Genomic DNA, 22,623 nt, shown 5'->3' with positions numbered 1-22,623 from the left:
AAGGTGCCTATCCCATGTTTCATTTCGACGTGGTCTCCAACGCCATGCGCACGGACTCGCGCGCCTGCTCCGGAGTGATTTTTATTTCGTTTGTTTCACCAGACAGGAGGGCGGCGAAATATTCGATCTCGGCCTTGTAGCCGTCGCCTTCGGCCACTTCGGCAACAAATGTCTCTCCTGCGGAAGGGCAAACCTTCAGGGAAGTTCCATCAAAGCTGACCGCCGCCTTTTCGAAGACGATCCGGAAGGACATCCCGAAGCCGAACGGTTCCGGCATCATCCAACTGGCGGTGGCCGAAACGGCGCTATTGTTTTGGTAGTCGAGCTGGGTTGCCACGTGTCCTGGCACCCCGTTTCCGAAACGGACAACCGACGACCGGATCCCCGCCGGCGAACCGAAGAGGTATTGAATGAAGTCGAGGTCGTGGATATGCAGGTCCAGTGCAATGCCGCCGCTCTTGGAAGGATCGGAGTACCAGCTGTCGGCATCCCAGCCCGGCGCATAGGTTAGCCGCGAAAAATCGGCGGCGAGCACCTGGCCATAGTCGCCGCTTCCCACCGCCTGCTTGACCCATGCATATTCCGGCCAGAAGCGGATGCACTGGGCAATCATCAGCTGCTTGCCGGCGGAGTGGGCTGCGGCAATCATGGCATCGCAATCCTCGACCGAGAGCGCCATCGGCTTTTCACAAAGCACGTGCACGCCGGCTTCCAGGCATTGGATGGATAGGGCCTTGTGCAGATGCGTGGGCAGGGCGACGGAAACCGCATCGAGCTCCGTGGAAGCCAGCATGTCGGCCACATCCGTGAAGATCGCGACACGCTCAAGGTTGAGTTCGTCCGATCCGGTCTCAATGTTGCCTTTCTTCGCGGTGATGGGGTTGGCATCGCACACGGCAACCACCTGCGCATCGTCCAGCGCCTGCCAGTTGCGGAAGTGCACACCGCCCATGAAGCCCATGCCGATGATGCCAACGCGAATCACGAAAGCCCCTCGACGTCCCAGCCCTTGCGGTATTCGCGGCGGATGAACTGGTTGGCGGCCTTGTTGTTTTCAAAGCGCAGGTTCTTGGCATCCCACTTCAGCGTTTCGCCGGGGAAGCGCGAGGCCAGTGCGCCAAGCAATACGGTTTCGGTCAATGGTCCGCCATAGTCGTGGAAGTCGGCCAGGGGTTTCACCTGCTCGCCCTTCACCGCCTTCACAAAATCGTCCCAATGGTTGCGTGCCTTGATTTTCGGATAGCGGTACTCGGCGAACTTTTCGCGGGGATACGGAACCGGGAGTTGCGTGTGGGGTTGCAGCAGAATGCCTTCCGTACCGATAAAGATCGAACCCTGCTGCGGCATCTGTTCACCGAACATTTCCAGGAACTCCTGAGGGGGGCGGAGCGCGCCATCGGTCCAGGTCACCTTAACGGTATCTCCGGCGGTGAAGGCATTGCCGGGGAAGATATATTCAAACTTTTCGTCGATCGCCCAGTTGGAGGCATTCGGCACCTGGCCCAGCGATTTAACGGAGAGCGGGGTACGGACGCCCAAGGCCTGGAACATGGGGCTGTAGATATGGCAGCCCATATCCCCCAGCGTGCCGGTCCCGAAGTCGAGGCGGCAGCGCCAATTTCCGGGATGGTAGTATTTATCGAGGTACGGACGCTCCTTCGCAACGCCGAGCCACAAATCCCACTCGAAGCCAGCCGGAACCGGGTCGGTGCGGTCGGGAAGCGGATTGGGGTCGCCCCAGGTTTTATGGCTGAACATATGAACCTCCTTAACCTTGCCGATGACGCCATCCTGGATCATGCGCGCCGTCAGGCGTTCATAGGTGGTGGAGGTGAGCTGCGTGCCCATCTGGGTCACAACGCCGGTTTCCTTCGCGATCTCGGCCATGCGCCGGGTTTCATACAGGTTCTGCGCCAGAGGCTTCTGGCCATAAACCGGGAGCCCCATTTTCATGGCCGTAATCCCGATGGGGCCATGCATATGGTCGGGCGTGGAAACATTCACCGAATCGAGGTTCCCGCCCTCCTTCTCCAGCAGGACGCGCCAATCCTTATAGACGCGGACGTCCGGAAACAATTCCTTCACCTGCACCAGGCGGTTTTCATCCACCTCGGCAACGGCAACCAGGTTCACATCGCCGTTGCGGGTCAGGTTCTTGATATCCGCCATCGCCATGCCCGCCGCGCCGAAACTCGCATGGTTCAGCTTCGCGTTGGGCGACACGCCCCCCTGCCCGATGGAAAACATCGGCAGGCTCGCGCCGGCCACCGCCGTGCGTTGGATGAAAGATCGTCTGTTATTCATGGTTGAGCTCCTTGATTAAAATGTTGCGAAAAACGACCGGATCGCTGTGTCCGGCAAAACCGAAATGGCCACGTTCTAGATCCTTGCCGGGATGCTTGCTGTTGGATTTGAACTCGGTCACCGTCGAGAGGTCGGCATCCAGAATCCGTGTCCCGTTAAGCTCGACCTTGATGGCGGAACCGACCACTTCCACGGTCTGGAAATTCCATTCGCCGACCGGGCGCAGGTAGCCGCGGTGCGCGGCGACCATGCCATAGGCCGAGCCGTGGTACTGGCGGGCATCGAGCTTGGCATAGCACTCGGCGGTGTTGTCGAGCACCTGCAGTTCCGTCATGCCATGGTAGGCGGGATTGCCCTCGCCCGGAAAGCGGATGGCAAGCCCGTTGTTTCCGCGCGGCGGAAGCTTGAACTCGAAACGGACTGCAAAGTCGGCATATTCCTTTTCGCTGTAGACCGTCCCGCCCTTGCCCTTCTTGCACTGGATCTCGCCGCCGTTGAAGGTATAGTTGTCGGCATCGCCGATCCATTTTTCAACCGGGCCGCCATCCTGCCAAGCCTTGGCCGCCAGGATGGCATTCGCTTCGGTGCCGCCGATTTCGCGGATGGCCAGGTTGCGCCAGCTGATTTCCCGGCCGTGCGTCTGCAGCTGGATCGGGCCGGAGCGAGGAATCGGCAACGGAACGGTTTTCTTGTTGTTGAAATAGTTGTGCAGGCGGGCGTGGTCGACCACCAGCTGCCCGTTGAGATGCACCGTCACATATTCGCCGACCATCAGGATGCGAAGCGAGTTCCACTCGCCAAAGGGCTTGTCGGCGAGAACGAGCGGGTCCTTGCCCCTGGTGCCTTTGGGATTGTTCCACAACCCGCCCGACCCCTTGTCGGCGCCTAGGTTGAATTTGCTTTCCTCGGTCGAGTCCCAGATCTGCACCTGCGGAATGCCGCGCAGATAGATCCCGCTGTCGCCCAGCGCCGCGGTTTTATAGTCCAGCATCAGCTCGAAATCCGCGTAGTTCTTTTCGGTCGTCAGGTAGAGCCCTTTGCCATCGTTGACCAGCACGCCATCCTCAACACGCCAATGGGCCTGGATATCCGCGAGGCTCGCCGCCTTTTTCTCCGCCAGCTTTTCCGGCGGAAGCGCCATCCATTGCGCAGGATCCTCGGTTTTCAGCCCCCACCATCCCGACAAATCCTTGCCATTGAAAAGCGGAACAAATCCTTCCGGAGTGGCAACGGCATTCAAAAGAACCCCCGCGCACCCGGCCAACACACCTAGTTTTGGTTTCCAATTCATGGGAAAACGATACTAACAGACCCCATGGGCGGTATTGTAGAAAAACCGCATAGCGGTGTAGATCAGCGCAGGCCCCTTCTTTATTTCGCTCTTTTTCCATCTATTTTCTATTGGCGGGGGTTTTGGCGAATTGGTAGCTTTGGCGTTTTCAGATCAACCCAACCAAAAGGCATACACAAATGAGAGCATATAACTTTTCCGCTGGGCCGGCGATTCTGCCGGAGGAAGTACTCAAGGAAGCCGCCGCCGAGCTGGTCGATTACCAGGGTACCGGCATGTCCATCATGGAAATGAGCCACCGCGGCAAGGACTATTCCGCCGTGCACGACGAGTGCATCGCCAACATCAAGGAACTGCTCAACATTCCCGAAGGCTACAGCGTGCTCTTCATGACCGGCGGCGCCTCCACCCAGTTCCCGCTCATCCCGATGAACCTGCTCGGCGAAGGCGAAACGGCCGACTACACCAACTCCGGTGCCTGGGCGAAAAAGGCCATCCAGGAAGCCCAGATGCTCGGCAACGTCAACATTGCCGCCGACTGCGGCAAGGAAATCCCCACCCGCGTCCCGACCATCGACGAGCTACAATTGACCGACGGCGCGGCCTACCTGCACATCACCTCCAACGAAACCATCTCCGGTGCCCAGTGGAAGGAATTCCCCGAACACGACTGCCTGATCGCCGACATGTCGTCCGACATCCTCAGCCGCCCGCTCGACGTCTCCAAATTCGGCCTCATCTACGCCGGCGCCCAGAAAAACCTTGGCCCGGCCGGCATCACGCTGGTCATCATCAAGGACGAGTTGGCTGAAAAATGCCCCGACACCGTCCCGACCATCTTCCGCTACAAGACGCACATCGAAAACAACTCGCTCTACAACACCGTGCCGACCTTCCCCGTCTACATGCTCTGCCTCGTCACCCGCTGGCTCAAGGCCCAAGGCGGACTCGAAGGCATGCAGAAGATCAACGAAGCCAAAGCCGCCAAGCTCTACGACCTGTTCGACAGCTCCGACTTCTACAACGGCACCGCCGTCAAGGAGTTCCGTTCCACCATGAACGTCACCTGGCGCCTGCCAACCGAAGAGCTCGAAGCCGAGTTCATCGCCGAAGCCGCCAAGCAAAACCTCAAGACGCTCAAGGGGCACCGCTCCGTCGGCGGCATCCGCGCCTCCATCTACAACGCCTTCCCGACGGAAGGCATCGACGCGCTGATCGCCTTCATGAAGGAGTTCGAAGCCAAGCATTCGTGAATGACGAATTTCCGAAACACCCAATGAAGCAGGAAGCCTGAAGCACCCAGGCACGAAACATTGCTCCGTAGTGGAAAATCCATTTGGTTCCGGCTCCGCTGGGTTGGAATTTTGGATTTCCTTCGGGCTTGGGTTTTTCGGCTTTCGATTTTTATTGCGGCCTCGCCGCAATCCCCCTATAAACCTGCCCTTTCGTGCGCCCATAGTTCAATGGATAGAATAGTGGCCTCCGAAGCCATAGATACAGGTTCGACTCCTGTTGGGCGCACCATTATAAATCCTTTATATTCATGTAGTTACGAAGATTTTCGACATCTGCCGCTCCCGTATTTCCCCGGAAAAGGAAGCAGATTATGCAGGTCAAAATACGTAACGTTCAACAGCGGGGAAACTCGTTTTTCTTCCGTCTGAGCATCCCGAAAGAGCTTCAGGTCCACTATAACGGGCAGAAGGAAATCTACAAAACGCTGGAAGCATTCGATTCATTCTGTGCCGTCTCAAAGGCCAGTGAATTGCGGGCAAGATATAAAGAAGAGTTCCGCTTCCTGAAAAACGGAGGCTCGCTTCAACCGGAATTCTCGGCACCAGCAACCATAGCCCAACCCCTTCCTCACGCAGACCCTCTTGCCCCTCTTCTTTCTGAAGTGCTTGAAGAATTGCTGACCGCAAGGCCATGCAAACACAAAACCGTACTGGACCGGAAATCATCCGTCCGTCTGCTGACGGACTGGCATGGCGATCTACCGATCACTCAGTACACACGAAAGATGTTTCTGGATTTCCGTGATATAGGATTGCGCAAACTCCCTCCCAACTTCTACAAGCTCGACAAATTCGAGGGGTTATCCATACATGCGATAGCAAAAAAACAACATCGCAACACGATGCAACCGGCAACCGTAAACCACAAACTCGGCCACATCGGAACTGTTTTCAACTATGCTGTCAAACATGGCTACTTAAGCCGGAATCCCTTGGTTGACCTCGTACTCCCACTGGAAAAACTCCCAAGCAAAGAGCGGGACAGTTATTCAACAGACCAGCTCCAGCGGCTCATCGACACGATGGCCGACCTGACAGCATCGGGGAAAGTTAAACGGCACCAATACTTCTGGGTGACGATGTCGTGCCTGTATTCCGGAGCCAGATTAAATGAAATAGCACAGCTTACGCTCGATGACATCACAACCGTGGACGGCATCCCATGCTTTAACATAACCAGCGAAGGCGAATTGGCTAAGAGCCTCAAGAATCGCAGCTCGTGTAGAGTCATACCCATCCACCCCACTCTGATCGACCTTGGCTTCATGCGCTATTACGAGGAACGGCTCTCTCGCACAACCCGTTATTCCCCAGCTAGCAGAACCAGGCTATGGCACAATATATATGGTGACAAGGATGGAAACACAGGCCGGGGTGTCAGCCGCTGGTTCAACGACACGGCCCGTCCCAAATTCCTCACGAACGAAGAGCACGAAGACCACAAGGCCAAGCGGAAAAGTTACTGCTTCCATTCATTGCGCCACACGTTCATCAGTCAGGCACAGAACCAAGCTCGGATGAACCCTCGCATTGAAATGCGTCTAACAGGCCATTCCGATGCATTCATCAGCGAGGAACACGCCAGATACGGTAAAGACATGCATCCGAAAATCATGCTGGAGGAACTGGAGAAACTGGATTTTGGTTTGGATTTATCGGGGATACGGGGTCGATACTGAGCATCTGAGGCCGCAATATCGCTCTATTACTGGTTGCCCCATGTCCGCCATGACCCCGGTGTAAAGTGGCAAAAACTGATCCAACATGACTATAAATCACTGTTTTGAAAACTTTCCTTGCCATCGTGTTCAGACAGGAGTATCAACGGCTCAACTAACAAGAAAGGAGTTATTTCAGCAAAGGACGAGTTTAATCTGAAACGGCTAATGTTTCGGAACAGGTACATACGACAGAAACGCCTAATGTTTCAATGAATGAAGTAGGTTCCGCTCAAAAGTCCTAACACAACATGATCAAATTACAGTGGTGTTAAAACCCGACACTACATGAGGTAATAAGCAAGTGATCAGCGTTTAAAGCTGCCATCCGCCTCTCATAACGTTTTAAAAAACTAATGAGAAAGGAAGTAGCATGGAAACGCAAAGAAGACAGCACGCTGAAGTAACCGTTAGCATACGGGGATCATATCCCGCAGTTCAGAAAACACTTAAGGAACTGGCGAATCGAGGTCTTCCAGACCTCCCCCTACCAACAGAGCAAAGTTCAACCATAGAGCTAGCTAGTCAACAGGACTGCGCTTCCACGGAAAGCAATCCACCTATGCCGGATCTTGCTGACTTTGTGGACGTAGAATCCCTTGTCGGAACGACGCTGGAAAAGCAGAGAGAACTAAAAAAATTCCTTTTGGAATATGATTTCCTCGTTACCCATCGTTCCGACCTGAAGAGTCAGCTCCAACGCTTCTCAGAAATGCACCCCCAGAAAAACGGAGTGCAACTGAGGGACATCAGCGTTTATTACAAATACCTTAAAGAGCGAAATGAGTGGAAAAAGTTCTACGCCCGATACGATATGCTGCAGAAAGAACATTCTCGCTGGCCTACAGGCAAGCTCTTAGATTCCATCGCAGCGGAGTTCGGAAAGTATTTCCCACACACCATCAAGTACCACGAAGTCCTTCTGCTGGCCCGACCGTATTTTCAGGCCCTTATCGATTCTGGTAGCTGAGCGGAGCAAGGAAGTTGCCAATAGTTAACGTTACCCGATGCGTATTGCGAAATCGGCGTCTTGGCTCAAGAGATACTATGTTTCTACGAGAATGCTGTATTTGACTTCGAACTACTGGAATGGTGCTCTCCTGCGGATTACCACTTTAATGATCGAAATTATTAGATCATGACTGGTCGCTATATTACCCATCCGACAGTGAATATATCCACCCCTGCCCAGACATCAGCACCATCTACATGGATGACTGGAACTAAGACGAGCCGTTCCTTACGGCTGATCCCCTGCCAAGAGCCTGCCAAAACATTAGCGAGACTACCTATTCCCCTTGTTTTCATTGCCCCAAATGGATCTATCCACTCGCCACTCTCTGCCAAACTTTTAAGGGCAAAAATGTGTTCCTATGGGTTCCCGAAAGCAATAAGGCGACTGCAATTCGCAGCCACCAAGAGTTGCTATAAACCCAAAGGAATAAGATGCAAGATACAAATAAAAATACGGATGCAGCAAACGCTGCAGATATCGAAAAGAAGGTCCACGAACTGCCCACCGTGGTGGTCAAGGGCAACACGCACGGCCTCCGTGCGGGAGCTGCCAAACTCATCGCAGGTGAATTGGCCAAGACGGGGCGTTTCTTCATGAACGGCGATGCTCTTATGGAGCTGGTCGTGAAAGGAAAGAAACACGAACTCCGTCCGGCCACTGCTAAACGCCTGGCGTACCTCATTGAGAAGTACACCAAGCCGGTGGCATTGAAAGCGGTGAAGGATTCTGCGGTCACAGTTCCGACTCAGTGCGGACAGGGATTCGCCTCCAGCATCATGGAGACCGATGAATTCCATGAGTTGCTCCACTCCATCCAGATCATCTCCCCCTGCCCGCTGCTGATCAAGCACGAGGGTAAGCTGGAGTTGGTAGCTCAGGATAAAGTGGTCGGCGACGTGTTTGCGCATGGAGAAGCCCCTCCCGAACCGGAAACGGTGAAGGAAGCGAAGCAAATCCTCGACAAAGTCCTGGTGGACTTCGACTTCGTCAGCGATGGCGACCGTTCAAGGGCCTATGCTGCGTTGATTGTTCCCAGTCTGGTGATGGGCGGCCTGCTTGAGGGTCGTGCCACCATCGACCTGATCGAATCGAATGAGTCGCAATCAGGGAAAGGCTACTGGAACAAAATGAAGTCGGCCATCTACAACCAGCAGTCTGCTGTCATCAACTTCGGACAGCGTGGACTGGGCAGTGCGGAGCGGAGCTTTAACTGCGCCGTTGTTGCAGGCCATGGCATGATCCTTTTCGATAATTGCCGTGGACATATCGAGAGTCAGCAGATAGAGAGCTTCCTGACCGAAGACTCCTATCAGGCTGCGGTTCCGCATTGTCCTGACGTAACGATTGATCCAACCCGGACCGTTGTGTCGATGACGACCAACGAGGCATCTTTGAATAAAGACCTCGCTTACCGCACAGCACCGGTGCGCATCAAGAAGCGTGAGAAGGGATATGGTTTCGAGCGTTACGAAAATGACGGGTTTATCCTCGATCACATCCGCTTGAATCAGCCTGTGTTCCTCGGTGCCGTGTTTCGCATTGTACGTGAATGGTACAGCAATGGGGGTCAGGTTGATCCCGTGGCCGCACACGCCCACGACTTCTCTCGCTGGGCAGGTGTCATGAACTACATCGTTAAGGATATCCTTTGCGAGGCTGACATGTTTGCCGGGTATGACGACGTGAAGAAAATGCTCTACACGCCGAATCAGAGCTGGTTGCGGGAAGTTTCCCGTGCCCTTCTGGAGAACAAAGACACCTCCGCATCCATGCAAACAGGTGACATCCTGAAGGAGCTGGAAGAACTGGGGCTTGAAAGGCTCATTCCTGGCCTGAAGGACTACGAAACCCTGGATATGGGCAATTGTCTCCGCAAGTGTTCGACGCTTGCCGGGCGCAAGCTGTCGCCCCTGTTCCGGGGTACGGGTGACATCGTCATCGAAGGCATCCGCATCAAACGTACGGTGGAATCGAAGCCTCGCATCGAAATCGATGCGGAAGGCAAATCGGTAAACCGTGGTGATCGTGAGACTCCGTGCTACTCGTTCGAAGTGGTGAAGGGCTAACCTAATGGGCTTTCCCCTTCTTCGGAAGGGGAGGCTCCATTTGATAGGAAAATATTATGAAATATTATCAGAAAATTGAGTTCGTTCCCTCCATGAAGCTGGATAAGGACAGTTGCCCCGATGAAAAACGGGAAGCATGGCTCGAAGAGGTAGCATGTGCGATTCTCAACCACACGAAGGAAGATTGCTGCCTTAAGGTGCGTCAGGTCCTGGAAATGCTGGTAGAGGCGAACCGTGCAGACCTGCTGACTGGAAGTAAGGACAAGTACTACTCCATCGACCAGTTGGTAGGAGGAGCGACCAAGAAAATGCGTTCGCTTGATGAAGTCGTCCAGATCAACCAGATCACGGTAGTCCGCTGCGAAGCCTGGGTTCCTACGACAAAGCGGGAAAAACCCCGTATTGTAGATCTCTACTACTTCCTTCTTAACCCCGATGAAGTGAGCGACCTGCACAAGAAAGGAACGCTGCCGAAGAGCAAATGGTAATCATCGAACACGCTCCCCTTCGGGGGAGCACCTCTAACGACACAACATTAGAAAAGGCAATCAAATGAAGGCAAAGAAACAGAAAAGACTACGTGACTCTGACCGTAAGAAACGCCATGTCAATTTCGCTGAGATAGCGAGACTTATGGGCAGCTCACGCACATACCGCTAGTCGTTACTAGCAACCCCTCCCCTCCTCGGATTCTTATCTGTGGAGGGGTTTTTCGTGCCCACTGTCAGCGATTAGTTCCCCACGAGGCAAGATCCGACATGGGGCACCCGTAAACCACCTTAAATACGCTACTTACGACAGCCCCGGTAGCCCATCCCCCATATCCCCGGTGAAACAGTGCTGAAATTGATTTTGTTTTGGAACGGCGAGGCAAATAATCATTCATCTGAAATCCGTACAATTACTCCGGTTTATCTTGCTCCGGTCTTAATCCTAATTATCATGCAAGAGTGTGGTGTTTTTATTCATTATGGGGTGAGTGTTATGACAAATGCGGAGAATTCTAACGAGACCAACGCTGGTTTTGTCGATCTATCCCCCTCACCATCTTCATTAATAGAGTCTCTTCGGGATATCGGATATTCTCTTGAAACGGCCGTTGCTGACGTAATCGATAACAGTATTACCGCTCTCTCAACTTCCATTGATGTGCGCTTTTCCTGGAACGACAGCACTCCCTGGCTCGCCATAATTGATGACGGGCATGGCATGAATGGTGCCGAATTAATTTCAGCAATGCGCTTTGGGTCAATGAGTCCACTACTTACCCGCTCTAAAAATGATCTCGGTCGCTTCGGACTTGGACTAAAAACCGCATCTTTCTCCCAATGTCGTTGCTTGACGGTTTTAAGCAAAAAACAGGGAGAGATCAGCTGCTGCCAGTGGGATTTGGACTCAATCCTGAAGTCAGAAGATAATAAATGGTTACTTCGGATTTTGGCAACAGAGGAGCTTAAGCAGTTTGATTTATTGAATAGTCTGTCATCCAAATACCTGGATTCCTACGATTCTGGAACCATTGTTCTATGGAATGCGATAGATCGTATAGATGCTGGAGCTGACCTTGAAATTAAGGAATCAAAATTCAACGAAGTATTATGCTCAGTTCGGTCACACCTAGAACTTGTCTTCCACCGTTTCATTTCACCGGATTCAGGGCAATCTAAGGTGCAATTCCGATTTAACAATGATGAGCTGGAGGCATTTGATCCTTTTAATTCATTTAAATCAACCGAGAGACCCTGCGCTGACTTTAAATGTGAAGGGCAAAATATCCATGTTCAACCATATGTACTTCCTCGCTTCAGCAGAGTCAGTAAATCTGAGTGGAAGAAATACGAGGGTCAACTCGGCTACCTTTCTTAGGAGGAAGTATGTCCTGAAGTATGACCGACACCTCAAAGGGCTTGTCGCCACGTCTAAGTTCAAGGTTCAGCTTCGTCCCGTGCGGCTTAGACCAGAACTGCGATAAAGTAGATATTCCTGAAGCTGAGTTTCCATCCTCAATACCCACCCCATCCACCTTCACAAGAACATCCCCGTTCCTGACACCGGCTTCATAGGCCGCACTATCTTTAATCACATGGGCAATCAGGTCCCCGGCATCAGAATTTGATGATACAAAAACTGCACCAAGACGATTATGTACATATTCACGTGGAGGTCTAGGGTTCGGCTTTATGTACAACGTCCCATTAGGGTAATCCACGATGAGTTCCATCCGGGATATAGCATATAGCCCCAGGACTATATCGTAGAGTTCACTGTTATACTCCAGTCCTCTGTAGAGAGGTCCGACCGGAACACCGGATATAGTAAGATCACCGACTGAAATCTGCTCAGCCCAGCATATCTCATCTACATTCCGTCCACTGTAGGCAGTATGACCGTCATTTACAGCTGCAGGACTTTCAGGATGATTCTTTCTCCAGTCAGCAAACTTGTTTCTCGGCAACGCTACACCTATGTCCGCCCCGGTATCTATCATGACATCAATTGTACTCCCATCTGCAGCATCGATCTCAAAAACAAGCAGTGGAACTGATTTCTTTAGCCTGAAGGCTTTCCAGTCAGCTATATCATCAGGAAGCTCATTCAGCCCATCCATACCGTACTCATGGGAATTAAAATAGAGAATACCCTCCCTGAAGAAGCTCCAAGGAATGAGCCCATCTATCTTGAGATCATCGCTCAACGGTGGATCAAGGACACGACACCGCCCCTTCAGGCTTAACCCTACAATCTCAAGATTAACCTGCTCAGTATAGCCAAGGTTTACCTTCCCAGGGTGAAAAGCCACAGTAGGTTTGGGTTCATCCCACTTGATACCAATCTCCCGAACGGTTGACTCGAACAGAACGAAGGCCTCACATCCGGTATCGTATGCAAGATTCACTTCATGACCGTTGATCTTAGCCGCAAGTTGTATGTAATCCCCGGCTTGCACATCCAGAGTAATGAGCAGAGCAATGGCGATCAATGCACACTTCATCATCTGGCTCTCCGAATGAGCACCATTCGCACCACAGCCATCAGAACAAAGCTACCGATCACCAACATGGTCGCATACTTCTTCACCTCATCATGCATAGACGGGTCGGTGGCAGCGAGAATAGCCCTGATGAGTAGAGCCATCAGAACAGGAATTATGATTATCAGAACCCAACGCTTCATTAGAATGATATCCCCTTGCAAGATCCATTAAAGATTATATTATGACACACAAAAGGCAAGGCAACTAATACTTCACGGGGAAGGTATTCATCTATGGGAATGGGAAAGAAAGATCCGAAGACCGATGGGAACAGTGTACCTAACGACCTTCCCCCACCCTCTGCTGCGGATTTGACATCTCTACATATTGAAACCTTTGCAGCCTTCAACAGACAACTCCGGGAACACAACTGGAAATGGGTAGGTGGTTCTTTCAAGGATAGAGGGTCAAGTGTAGCAATCAGCTGCAATTCCTGCAGTTTCGTGGATACCAAGGAAGCGGGATCTATTATCGAACGTCCCCACCCCTGCCCCAAATGCTCGGACGGCGACGCTTCCAGCTAAGAGCTTATCCCAACCTAAGACCATGCCCATCACCAAAATCATATCCAGCGGGACTGCCGGACCTGAACGGGGAGCCCTTGATGGTGCCCTGGAGTACGGAGTGGATCTAGAAGGATGGTGCCCTAAAAACAAACAGCCTACCGGAGATAATATTCCCGAAGGCTTTAAGCTATGGGAGCTTGATTATGAATCAGAAGAGGCCCGCCCGATACCCAACGTTATCGAATCCGATGCAATCCTGTTATTCACTCATGGCACGATATCAGGCGACACTCTTAAGATCATAGAATACTGCCGGAAAGCCAGAAGACCCTTTGAACGAATCGATCTATTGCGGACGGGTCGGCTCAAGGCCATACAGCTGATATCCAGATGGCTTCTTGGAACCGGAGACAACGACTACGATGATTATGTGGCGACTCCACCCGAAAACTGTATTCTATATGTAACCGGAGACAGGGAATCCAAATCACCCGGCATCCAGCAGGAGGTCTATCTGTTGATGCGGGAACTATTGAATGAAGTAAACGGGTTTTGGCTGTATCCGATTGGGGAAGAGTGAATCATGAGAATAACCATATATTTAAGCTTACTAATTCTGATTTTCCAAAATATCTGCTGTGCAGATCTATCAAATCAATCCAGATCAACCACGGACGCTTTGCTGGTTTACGAATCTGGTTTCAAAGATAACATGAACCGTAACAACGGTGTTTTCAAATCAGTCAACGCTTCTCTGGCCACTTTCCCTGAGACAGGCCCACCGGCAACTTTTAAACAACTCTGGGGAAAGAATGACGTATTCATGATCCACCCGCTCAATCGCAACGACCCAGGCTCAGTAGATTTCTCACAGATTACTGAACAAGGGAAAGGAACGCTCAGACTATTAATTCACAAACATCCTGACGGGAATCATAAACTGGAAATTATGAGAGCCGGCCGGAACGTCTTTTCGGATCATATCTTTCAGGAAAAATGGGTGCCCATTGATATCCCGTTCGACCACCAGCCTATTACATTGAATATCATTCCTACAGGATGGATGTTCGAATGGAGCTTTATCACATATTCCATAGGTCCTTATCAAAATTCACCGACTTTACCCAATATTCCTGTATCGAATGACTATGAGATAGATGCCTCAAAAACCTCAGACAAGGAAAACATACGGGTGAATGGGTTTCAGAAAGCAGAACGTACCGAAATACAAATGAACATATCGTTACGCAGGAAGAATACATCTGCACCAACGGAAAATCTTAAATTACATCTGTTCGTATTTGGGAAGAACCTGGCCAACGAACTGGACACTGTTCACTTCACGCAAACACTTAATAATATCAAACTCAATGATGGAAATAAGTATGCTGCGGCTTCAGAAAATATAGTTTTCCTAGATCGTGCCGGTAACAATATGAGTGATCGTGAATATCGAGGCTTCTATATCTATCTGACCGATGAAGCTCATAACATTCTAGCCGTAAGATCCACACATCCCCACTTTGAGGAGTTGGTAAAAACCTATAACCCGCCGATAAAAAATAAGACTGTCAGGAAAGTATACATAAAGAAAAAATAACCATGTCTAAAGCCTACTGGGAAATGATAGCTGATGAACTGCACGCCGCTGGGTGGAGCTATGGGTTCAGCACGGTTGTAGACACCGAGCATGGTTTGCTGCACTACGCATGGGCGGACAAGGAGACGGGACATCGTTTCAGCGCACAGGCAGAAACCAAAATGGCAGCCTTCATCGAGCTACAGGCAATTTGCTCCAAGCATAATGCGAAGTTGGATAAGGCAACATGACCATCACCGCCCTATCCAAGCAAATTGGCAAAAGCGTCCCCTACATCCTGACGCTCCAGAAGAAATACGGACTACCGGCCACGAAGGATTATTCCGAGGGCTATGCCAGCCAAACTGTACACCTATTTAACTTTACAGGTGACCGTAATCGTTTTCTTTAATGGGTTTTTCCCGATTTTATAAACAGCCTTGCGATTCTTGATGTTGTGACCAGTAACTCCTGCCGCAGCACCTAATCCTGCAGCTACGCACGTTAGACCTGCCACAGCCGCTCCAACTCCAGCCGCAGGTAATGCCACAGGAGCAGCTATCAGAGCAACTCCAGCAACACGACCTTTAGTATAAACTTTGTATTTAACACCAAGCTTATCGAGTTTCGTTTTTAAAGTTTTGACGGTTTCCTTCATATGCTTGACTTCCTTGAGCACAAACGACTGGTTTGAGCTTAGAAGGTTGTGGATTTTTTCGTCTGACACTTCACTTACCTTGTATACATTTATATCCATGAGTTTTCCTAATAGGTTATACCAACAGTCTGATTATACTGGAAGAATTCAATAAGGGCTTCAGTCTGTCAGGCTTACACCTAACCGAGCATATGCACCCCTGAATGGACTCTGTTTATCCAGCAACGACTTCTTCAGTAGGACGTTCCCAGCGAGGCTCAAATGCTTCCTTCTTGAGTTGTACGTCGGTAAATTGAGACTTAACCAATTTCACAGTTCCGTATCCAACTGCAGCAACGCCAAGTGGTATCGCTGCGGCCACAGCAATCCCTGCCGCCATACCACCTCCGACCAAAGCACCAAGAGCGGCAAGGCCAGATGCCATTCCTGCGGCAGATAAACCACCTATAGACCCCAGAACACTAACTGCACCCAGAGATGCTCCAACACCTAAACCACCGCCGCCTACAGCTCCAATTTTTTCACTGATCTTTTCTTTCTGGGCTTCTGACAGCTTCTTGTAATCTTTAAAACCAATTTCCATCATAGTGTGGCACCGCTTTAACATCTCATCTGATGGCCAAGTTATCCCACAAAGAATTCTCCCAATAGCAGGAGAAGGACAACCAACAGTTTTTGCAACTGATTTGACTTCCAACTTCTCAGTTTCAATGAATGCTGCGAGTACATTTTTTAGGTTATAGATAGTTAGTTTTTCTTCACTCATTTCTATTTCTCCTTGTTAGTTATTCACATTCACCCTTACGAATCAGCTTGATCTCAAACCGTCCGTCAACTTCTTCACAATTTAGTTTATTCGCTTCGCATATAGCTTTGATCCCTTTGACCAGTCCGAAACTAGCGAACCCGGCAGCTACAGGAACAGAGGCAATCACTGCAGCTCCCGCAGCGACTGAACCGCCAATAGTTGCCAGACCAGACGCTACACCTGCAGCAGACAAACCTGCAACCGCTCCACTGGCAGAAATAGCAGATATACTAGCTCCAAGTCCTATACCTGCCCCACCCATAGCGGCAACCTGTTCAGCTAAACCCTCCCTCTCCGCTTTTGAGAGAGACTTGTATTTTTCATGACCAATCACTACCAAACCAAACAAACGGTTCATAAAATCACTGGTTGGTTTTGTTTTCTTTGATTCAATGCGACTAATCGTTGCCTCACTGCAGCCGATGACTTTTGCTAACTCTCTTCGGGTCATAATCAAAGATTCACGAACTAGCTTTAGCTTCTCTCCGCAATTATCTGCTGTAATTGCTTCCAGGAACTTTGCCTTTTCTTCATTTGAATCCAGCGTCGGTTTATCAGTCATAATGCCTCCTTGAATGCATGCAATATCCAACACGAATGCCCGACCGTCAACATATATTTTACTTTTTTTGCACTTGTTTGCAGATAGCGCCGCATATGACCAGATTGCTTGCCACAAAAAAAACGCCTTCTCTCAAAACTTCCGCACCCTTGGAGGGGATAGAGGGGGATCAGTGGAGGAGGCGACCAGATAAATATCCGCAACCCTTTAGTAACACCGGGATTACCAATCCCACGACCACACCCCCTCCATAACCCAAAACCTCCTCGACACGGCTCCCTCCATGAAAACAGCCCTCTGCCAGGGGAATCTCTATGGAGGGGATCACGTAAATGCCGGAGTTCCTAGGAGTTGCAGCAGAAGAATCGTAATTCCCCCCTCCATCCCCGGTGATATTCGGGAAACTTACCAACAACCTTCAATTATTCGTGGAAAAGCATAGCGGCAACGCCGAGGAACACCGTTCCATAAGTTTACAGGCCCTTGCGTGGAACGGCGTTCCAATCCAAATCTGTGCCTATTTAGCGGGATTTCAGTACGCTAGGGGCAAAAAAGAGCCCCCATCACCCAACAAACAAAAAACTCCCGACATAAACATCGAGAGCTTTGGCATTCACTACCCGATCAAGGCTACTTCAGCGCATCATGGGCCTTCGTCTTGCTCATGCCACGGATCGCCTGCATACGGTCAGCTGTTGCCTGCTGACGGAACGGAATCTTACCATCAGTGGCTTCCCACTTCACAACGCTCTGAGCACTCACTCCTGCAAGCTTAGCCAATTGAACCTGAGTCAGTGAAAGTTTCTTACGCATCGATGCCACACCCTTGCCGGTGATCCAGAAGCTCTCACGGGCTTCTTCCTTTTCCACGACCGCTTCGAGTTCTTCATCGGGCACGGCTTTCTTGAGCAGATTGATTTCCTTCTGTAGCTCCCCTACCTCCCTACGCAGGTCGGCGATGTAGCCACGCTGGGCAGCATTCACCCGTTTAACAGGATCTAGTTCCTTTTTGATCTCCTTACGGGCCAGGCGGGTGATTTCGGCTTGCAGTGACTTCATTACTGACATGTTGTGCTCCTTGGTTAATACCAAAGAATTACTAGATCACGTTATAACTCTCAACTGTCTACTGGTTGAAAAGATATGCCAGTAGCTCACTCCCACTTCGGATCAGGAGGTTTTACCCCGGTCTCTTCTTCCATTCGCCGGAACCAGCTATGTCCGATTTCGACTACGTGGAATTTCCCAACGGGTTGTTTGCGGGAAAGAACGAGTTCACCCTTCGGTGATGCAGATCCCGGCAGAAAGCGATGGATTAGAACATCCATGTATCCATCGTTGTTGAAATCGTCATACCTGATTGGAACCACTTCCAACTGAAACCGACGATCCGTTTCAGTCGTCACCACCCCGTTAGTGATGCACAGGTGATGCCAAAGCTTCCCATCCACCAAACGGCAGCTATCCGAATCAACGCTGTCGTACTGCGGAACAATATCTGCTGGATCATTGACAACCGTTCCATACTCCAGGTCATCCATCATCTGCCTACCAATATGGTACTGCACATAATTCCAGTCAGAGTGATTGGTGCGGACATAATCAAGATATTCGAATGACGTATTGTTGCCGACAATAGGAGCACCCATCTCCCACGGCAGATCCTCTAATAGAGCTGAACTGAAATCGTATTGGGAGACATAATCATGGTGTGAGGTGCATCCTGAAATGAGGATGGCTATTGAGATTAACGCTATTGCTCGCATTGGGATTCCTTCTGTGGGGTAAAAAAAGAGGGCAAGTGGCCCTCTTTGGTTACTGGCTTACTTTCGATCCAATCATAGTATTCATCGAATCATAATAATAGACCGTGTTCCCTTGTTTGACCGCTCTACCAATCATCATATTCTGATAATTGTAAAAGTAAGTCGTGTCACCTTTTTCGACGGCTCGTAACTGCTGAAGATTGGACTGGTCATAGAACACAGCCGTATCCCCCTCTTGAATAAACCTACCCTTATACTGAGTTTGCGATCCGTACACAGCCATTGAATTTCCTTCAGGTCTAACCGTGCCAATGAAAGCAGTATTGCTTCCATATATATCCCAAGAATCGCCCTGCTGAACCATTTGTCCGGCGTATGCACAATTCGCACCCCAGAACTGTTGTACTTCAGAGTTAAAAGAGTTGGTATACACAGTAGTTGTATCAATTACAATTGGTTCCCAATTTACCATCTGGTCGTATTTATCAAATGAATTCAGCGACAGCTTAGGTTCCTGCACTGGAACACTGAAGCCATTTGTTGACACATATGAGTCCTGGGCAAGCCAAGAAGAATTCGTAAAGGGTTGGGCACAGACAGACATGCCCACCACCAGAATGAAAAACACGTACTTCGCCAGATGCATTACATGCCTCACTAATTGAAATCCATGCTAGAGAGTCTTTTCGTTTGCCGAACAACAACACTAAGTTCCTCATAGTACACGGTAATGAAGACCTCGTACCCTCGGACTGCATCCTTGTAGGTCAATGAATTCTCAAATCGCCGATCTTTCTTCACTTCAGGTACATAGCGGCCATAATTATTAACAAATGCCTGAATAAAAGTTTCAGGAGAAACCCCTTTTGCATTGAACAATTCCATTATGAGTGAATGGTTCAGCCTAAATGCTTTTACCTTCCCATCCTTATCAATCAGAACATCTTCAAACCGATCACTATCAAAGTGATCCTTTCGAATAAGGTCTTCAGAATAGTGACAGAAAAGCTTATGGGCATCATCGCCATCCATTCCTAGGTAAAACCCCTTAATGCATAGTTCAGATTTTTCTGACGCTTCCTTTTTACATCTTGCAATCAAATCAGGGGCTTCCTTGTTTAAATTCTCCAGGAACACCTTCTCTTTCGCCGCCCATTCCTGTCGCTTTCTATCAGCTTTTTCATCTGCGTGCCATTTCTCTTCAGCCTCACGAGTCGCCAATTTTCTTTTATTGATATAAGTATGACCATCAAATTCAATCTTCGTATAACCATCAGAAAACATGAAACTTTTAAGCTGCGTTAGGTCAAAGCCGTTTCGCAAAACCGGCTGGCCCAACTCATCAATTATACCCGTAAATAATGACGGATAGCGTGACGAAGAGTTGAACTCTATTACCTTCATCTTACCCTCAGAATCCACTCCCCCAAATCCAAGCAGGCGAACTCGGTGACTTTTCTTGTCCAGGAAACTGATGACAATTACCTCACCCTTTAAATCGATAGAAATCCGATTATCTCCTGACCGTCCATAAGACCCCATCGCCTCATAAGTCCCCCCAATTTCACCAAGCCAAGGATGACTAGACAAACTCTTGGAATGAAATACCTGGGCAACACTTCTACGAGACTCACGGAAATACTCTAAAAAGGATGGAATTGACTCCACTCCATAACTGTAACTTCTGACATGACTCCATCTATATGAAGATTGACTATGGTAAGCCATATGTATCGACATTTCTCCTAGCGAATAAAGATATACAGCCAGATTGTTTTGATAAGTACCCTGATATGGAACAAGTGCCCTATCTTCCTGTTGCTTATTGATTTTCAATGCTGGATTCAAAAACCCTCTTGTCTTTATCTTGCCATTTTTAATCTCCAAGGGAGTTTCTTCTGGGTGCATTTTGGAAGCGTAGTTCAGCACTGCTTTTTTGAGCATACCCTGCTCAGAAGAAGTATAGAATGATGCCAACTCACTTTTCTTATGATTGCTTGAAGTATTTCGCTGTGAAAATACAGCATCCAATGATTCCTGACACAAAGCTGTTGTCGGAATAATGATACAACATGCGAGAAGCAACGAGTTCATCGAACTTGTTTTATTCATTTCTTTTCCCCTATCTAATTAAACACAGCCACTCACCAGAGCAACCAACAACAGCTCCCACTCATGAACAAAAACTTAACAGATACACCATTATCGTGTGTAGATAATAATGCAGTACGATGGTGTTCTTTTCTTCGTGAGCGCACGTAGAAAACAAACACCACAGGAAATGCTCGGAATCGCTGTCCGTGAAAGACGGCTGGAGCTTGATGTCAGCCAGGAACAACTGGCCGAGATGGTGAGCGTTCACCGAAACTACGTCGGTAAGATCGAACGTGGAGAACAGAACCTCACCATTGAAACGCTGGTAAGGTTCGCCAAGACTTTTCGATGCAAGCCGAGTGAGTTGCTGGGTGAGGCGGGGCTTTAACCTGAGCGATTGACATTTTAATCCAACCGGCTAGTGTGCAAACAAGTCAAGCAACACACCCCGCAGGCTCCGCCTGTCACCCCAACATTCGTTGCTTGTCCAGAACCCCGAACCTAACTTCCCCCCTGGTTCGGGGTTTGTTTTTCTACCCATTCTCAATCTCAAGAAACCCAGGCCCGTTGCCTTCTGGATCACAGTTTACAAAGACCACTTTCTTAAAGGTCTTCTTTCCCTGTTTCCCTTCTGCAACAAAGCCCCAGTATTCTCCAGACTGATCGACTGCCCCTCCGGTGATAGTTAGACCAACCAACTCAGGGATTAACTGTTCTAAACACGCCTTAACGTGTGGTGATTGTTTACTCATTAATTTCTCCTTTAATTAAAAAGGGAGCCGTCATTGGCTCCCTTCCCGTATTTCATCCAACCGCCCCATGAACAGCTCATACTCATTGGCTTCGCTTTCTCCGTCATCCATCTCCATCAATGTCCAATCAACAGCATCAATGATTCTGGAGCGGTGTTCTGGATGCTCATCAATGGCCTTACGTGCCTCCTGAATTACTTCCTCCCTGTAGTCCATCAGGCAGCCTCCTGCAGCTCTACCTGACCTGCATCCTCCATGATCCAATCGAAGGCCTTCTGGGCTTCACCACCGGCTTTTACAAGCATGGTTGGATCAGACTTCAACCGTTTCAACCAGCCCTTGAGATAAGCTGCCTGATTGGTTTCGGTGGACATCAGAATCCCGCAGTAACCACATAGGAATGCCGAGGTCATTTCTGCCACCAGCTCTTCTTGGGAATACGCATGAGAGCCGAATCCAGACGGCTCCATGATAGCCTTTCGACCGACTCTATTGACGTGGCCTGTGCCGTGACTGAGTTCATGACTGAGAGCTGAAAAATACAATTCTCTGGACTCAAACAATTCCGGATCAGGCACCTTCACCACATCCAGTGACGGCGAGTACGACGCATTCCTGCACCCATGCTTAATCGTCGGACGGTTAGCCATCGATGCAACTAGATGATCAGCAACATCTAACGGTTCATGTTCCCGTTTCGGGATCTCCACTACGGGGACTTTACTCGCTGGCAATCCCTCGCATTGCTCTACATTGAACACACGATAGTAGCGGAGCATCGCATAGCCCTTTTCGTCGGGAGCGTCTTCCTTGGCTTCCACAAATCGCCAGAACACGACAGGACAGGACTTCTCTCCCTTACGGACTTTACCACCCATCGCATTGATCTGTTTCATGGAGAGGAAGTACGGGCTAGAAAAACCGAGCATATGTAACAGGAAGACATTCGCCCCTCGGTACGGCTTCTTTGTTACGAGGTTGCGGGGCATCAACGAGAATGATGTCCAGGGTTTCTTCCAAGGAAGCTCATTAGTTTCGGTGATTCGTTCGATCATCCTTTCGGTGATCATGTTGTTTATCTTCTGATATGCGTTCATGGATTCCTTTCATTTGATTTGGTATGGATACAAAAAAACCACCCGCAATGGATGGCCGAACTTGAGATTAAAGGCTGT

The 22,623-nt window shown here is 49.8% G+C and carries 24 protein-coding genes and 1 tRNA gene; 11 read left to right on the top strand and 14 right to left on the bottom strand.

From position 1 onward, the window contains the following. Positions 1–19: 19 nt before the first annotated feature. Genes E9954_RS02115 through E9954_RS02105 form a run of 3 tightly spaced genes read right to left on the bottom strand, consistent with a single transcriptional unit; the run spans position 20 to position 3,595 of the window. Positions 20–985 (bottom strand): Gfo/Idh/MocA family protein, encoded by a 966-nt coding sequence (locus E9954_RS02115; RefSeq protein WP_136077595.1) that lies wholly within the window; start codon positions 983–985, stop codon positions 20–22. Next, entirely contained in the window at positions 982–2,304 is a 1,323-nt protein-coding gene (locus tag E9954_RS02110; RefSeq protein WP_136077594.1) for a Gfo/Idh/MocA family protein, read from the bottom strand. Before E9954_RS02110 ends, E9954_RS02115 begins: the two co-directional genes overlap by 4 nt. Beyond that, a complete protein-coding gene (locus E9954_RS02105) occupies positions 2,297–3,595 on the bottom strand; it encodes a 3-keto-disaccharide hydrolase (protein ID WP_136077593.1) in 1,299 nt (432 codons plus the stop codon). The genes E9954_RS02110 and E9954_RS02105 overlap by 8 nt, the downstream gene beginning before the upstream one ends. A gap of 179 nt (positions 3,596–3,774) precedes the next feature. On the opposite strand from E9954_RS02105, the gene serC reads away from it, so the two are divergent. The 7 genes from serC to E9954_RS02070 all read left to right on the top strand — a co-directional run bounded on the left by serC (position 3,775) and on the right by E9954_RS02070 (position 11,555). Next, positions 3,775–4,848 carry a 3-phosphoserine/phosphohydroxythreonine transaminase gene (gene serC, locus E9954_RS02100; RefSeq protein ID WP_136077592.1) on the top strand — a complete coding sequence of 358 codons (1,074 nt, stop codon included), beginning with the start codon at positions 3,775–3,777 and terminating at the stop codon, positions 4,846–4,848. A gap of 196 nt (positions 4,849–5,044) precedes the next feature. Continuing rightward, positions 5,045–5,119 (top strand) — tRNA-Arg (locus E9954_RS02095). A gap of 82 nt (positions 5,120–5,201) precedes the next feature. Next, positions 5,202–6,569, top strand: a complete 1,368-nt coding sequence (locus E9954_RS02090; RefSeq protein ID WP_136077591.1) for a site-specific integrase — start codon at positions 5,202–5,204, stop codon at positions 6,567–6,569. A 412-nt stretch (positions 6,570–6,981) separates the two neighbouring features. Next, complete coding sequence (locus E9954_RS02085; RefSeq protein WP_136077590.1) at positions 6,982–7,578, top strand: hypothetical protein; 597 nt, start codon at positions 6,982–6,984, stop codon at positions 7,576–7,578. Positions 7,579–8,054: 476 nt separating this feature from the next. Further along, on the top strand, positions 8,055–9,689 hold the full coding sequence (locus E9954_RS02080; protein ID WP_136077589.1) for a hypothetical protein: 1,635 nt from the start codon (positions 8,055–8,057) through the stop codon (positions 9,687–9,689). Between the two features lie 56 nt (positions 9,690–9,745). Then, entirely contained in the window at positions 9,746–10,177 is a 432-nt protein-coding gene (locus E9954_RS02075) for a hypothetical protein (protein ID WP_136077588.1), read from the top strand. Between the two features lie 349 nt (positions 10,178–10,526). Then, positions 10,527–11,555 carry an ATP-binding protein gene (locus E9954_RS02070; RefSeq protein WP_136077587.1) on the top strand — a complete coding sequence of 343 codons (1,029 nt, stop codon included), beginning with the start codon at positions 10,527–10,529 and terminating at the stop codon, positions 11,553–11,555. Here the strand turns inward: E9954_RS02070 and E9954_RS02065 are convergent. Next, positions 11,503–12,684, bottom strand: a complete 1,182-nt coding sequence (locus tag E9954_RS02065; RefSeq protein WP_136077586.1) for a PDZ domain-containing protein — start codon at positions 12,682–12,684, stop codon at positions 11,503–11,505. The two genes, E9954_RS02070 and E9954_RS02065, sit on opposite strands and share 53 nt — an antisense overlap. 585 nt (positions 12,685–13,269) lie before the next feature. On the opposite strand from E9954_RS02065, the gene E9954_RS02060 reads away from it, so the two are divergent. Genes E9954_RS02060 through E9954_RS02050 form a run of 3 tightly spaced genes read left to right on the top strand, consistent with a single transcriptional unit; the run spans position 13,270 to position 15,059 of the window. Next, positions 13,270–13,809: a YpsA SLOG family protein gene (locus E9954_RS02060; RefSeq protein ID WP_136077585.1), complete on the top strand. Its 540-nt coding sequence runs from the start codon at positions 13,270–13,272 to the stop codon at positions 13,807–13,809. Between the two features lie 3 nt (positions 13,810–13,812). Beyond that, on the top strand, positions 13,813–14,829 hold the full coding sequence (locus tag E9954_RS02055; RefSeq protein WP_136077584.1) for a hypothetical protein: 1,017 nt from the start codon (positions 13,813–13,815) through the stop codon (positions 14,827–14,829). 2 nt (positions 14,830–14,831) lie between these two features. Beyond that, positions 14,832–15,059 carry a hypothetical protein gene (locus tag E9954_RS02050; protein WP_136077583.1) on the top strand — a complete coding sequence of 76 codons (228 nt, stop codon included), beginning with the start codon at positions 14,832–14,834 and terminating at the stop codon, positions 15,057–15,059. Between the two features lie 122 nt (positions 15,060–15,181). Here E9954_RS02050 and E9954_RS02045 read toward each other — a convergent pair whose 3' ends face one another. The 7 genes from E9954_RS02045 to E9954_RS02015 all read right to left on the bottom strand — a co-directional run bounded on the left by E9954_RS02045 (position 15,182) and on the right by E9954_RS02015 (position 20,714). Next, positions 15,182–15,565, bottom strand: a complete 384-nt coding sequence (locus E9954_RS02045; RefSeq protein WP_136077582.1) for a hypothetical protein — start codon at positions 15,563–15,565, stop codon at positions 15,182–15,184. A gap of 115 nt (positions 15,566–15,680) precedes the next feature. After that, positions 15,681–16,232, bottom strand: a complete 552-nt coding sequence (locus E9954_RS32940; protein WP_222847019.1) for a hypothetical protein — start codon at positions 16,230–16,232, stop codon at positions 15,681–15,683. A gap of 19 nt (positions 16,233–16,251) precedes the next feature. Beyond that, positions 16,252–16,836: a helix-turn-helix domain-containing protein gene (locus E9954_RS02035; protein WP_136077581.1), complete on the bottom strand. Its 585-nt coding sequence runs from the start codon at positions 16,834–16,836 to the stop codon at positions 16,252–16,254. Between the two features lie 630 nt (positions 16,837–17,466). After that, a complete protein-coding gene (locus tag E9954_RS02030; RefSeq protein WP_136077580.1) occupies positions 17,467–17,904 on the bottom strand; it encodes a helix-turn-helix domain-containing protein in 438 nt (145 codons plus the stop codon). Positions 17,905–17,990: 86 nt separating this feature from the next. Beyond that, entirely contained in the window at positions 17,991–18,602 is a 612-nt protein-coding gene (locus E9954_RS02025) for a hypothetical protein (protein ID WP_136077579.1), read from the bottom strand. Between the two features lie 49 nt (positions 18,603–18,651). Next, positions 18,652–19,248 (bottom strand): hypothetical protein, encoded by a 597-nt coding sequence (locus E9954_RS02020; protein WP_136077578.1) that lies wholly within the window; start codon positions 19,246–19,248, stop codon positions 18,652–18,654. 11 nt (positions 19,249–19,259) lie between these two features. Then, positions 19,260–20,714 carry a hypothetical protein gene (locus E9954_RS02015; protein WP_136077577.1) on the bottom strand — a complete coding sequence of 485 codons (1,455 nt, stop codon included), beginning with the start codon at positions 20,712–20,714 and terminating at the stop codon, positions 19,260–19,262. 109 nt (positions 20,715–20,823) lie between these two features. Between E9954_RS02015 and E9954_RS02010 the strand changes: the two genes are divergently transcribed. After that, positions 20,824–21,084 (top strand): helix-turn-helix domain-containing protein, encoded by a 261-nt coding sequence (locus tag E9954_RS02010; RefSeq protein ID WP_222847018.1) that lies wholly within the window; start codon positions 20,824–20,826, stop codon positions 21,082–21,084. A 145-nt stretch (positions 21,085–21,229) separates the two neighbouring features. On the opposite strand, the gene E9954_RS02005 is transcribed toward E9954_RS02010, so the two are convergent. From E9954_RS02005 to E9954_RS01995, 3 genes are read right to left on the bottom strand one after another with little or no spacing between them, the layout of a single operon-like run. Then, positions 21,230–21,448: a hypothetical protein gene (locus tag E9954_RS02005; protein WP_136077576.1), complete on the bottom strand. Its 219-nt coding sequence runs from the start codon at positions 21,446–21,448 to the stop codon at positions 21,230–21,232. A 30-nt stretch (positions 21,449–21,478) separates the two neighbouring features. Continuing rightward, positions 21,479–21,664: a hypothetical protein gene (locus E9954_RS02000; RefSeq protein WP_136077575.1), complete on the bottom strand. Its 186-nt coding sequence runs from the start codon at positions 21,662–21,664 to the stop codon at positions 21,479–21,481. Further along, entirely contained in the window at positions 21,664–22,545 is an 882-nt protein-coding gene (locus tag E9954_RS01995; RefSeq protein ID WP_136077574.1) for an ArdC family protein, read from the bottom strand. The genes E9954_RS02000 and E9954_RS01995 overlap by 1 nt, the downstream gene beginning before the upstream one ends. Between the last annotated feature and the right edge of the window lie 78 nt (positions 22,546–22,623).

This window comes from Pontiella desulfatans (assembly GCF_900890425.1).
Classification (GTDB): Bacteria; Verrucomicrobiota; Kiritimatiellia; order Kiritimatiellales; family Pontiellaceae; genus Pontiella; species Pontiella desulfatans.
This window is presented reverse-complemented; position numbering and strand designations above follow the sequence as displayed.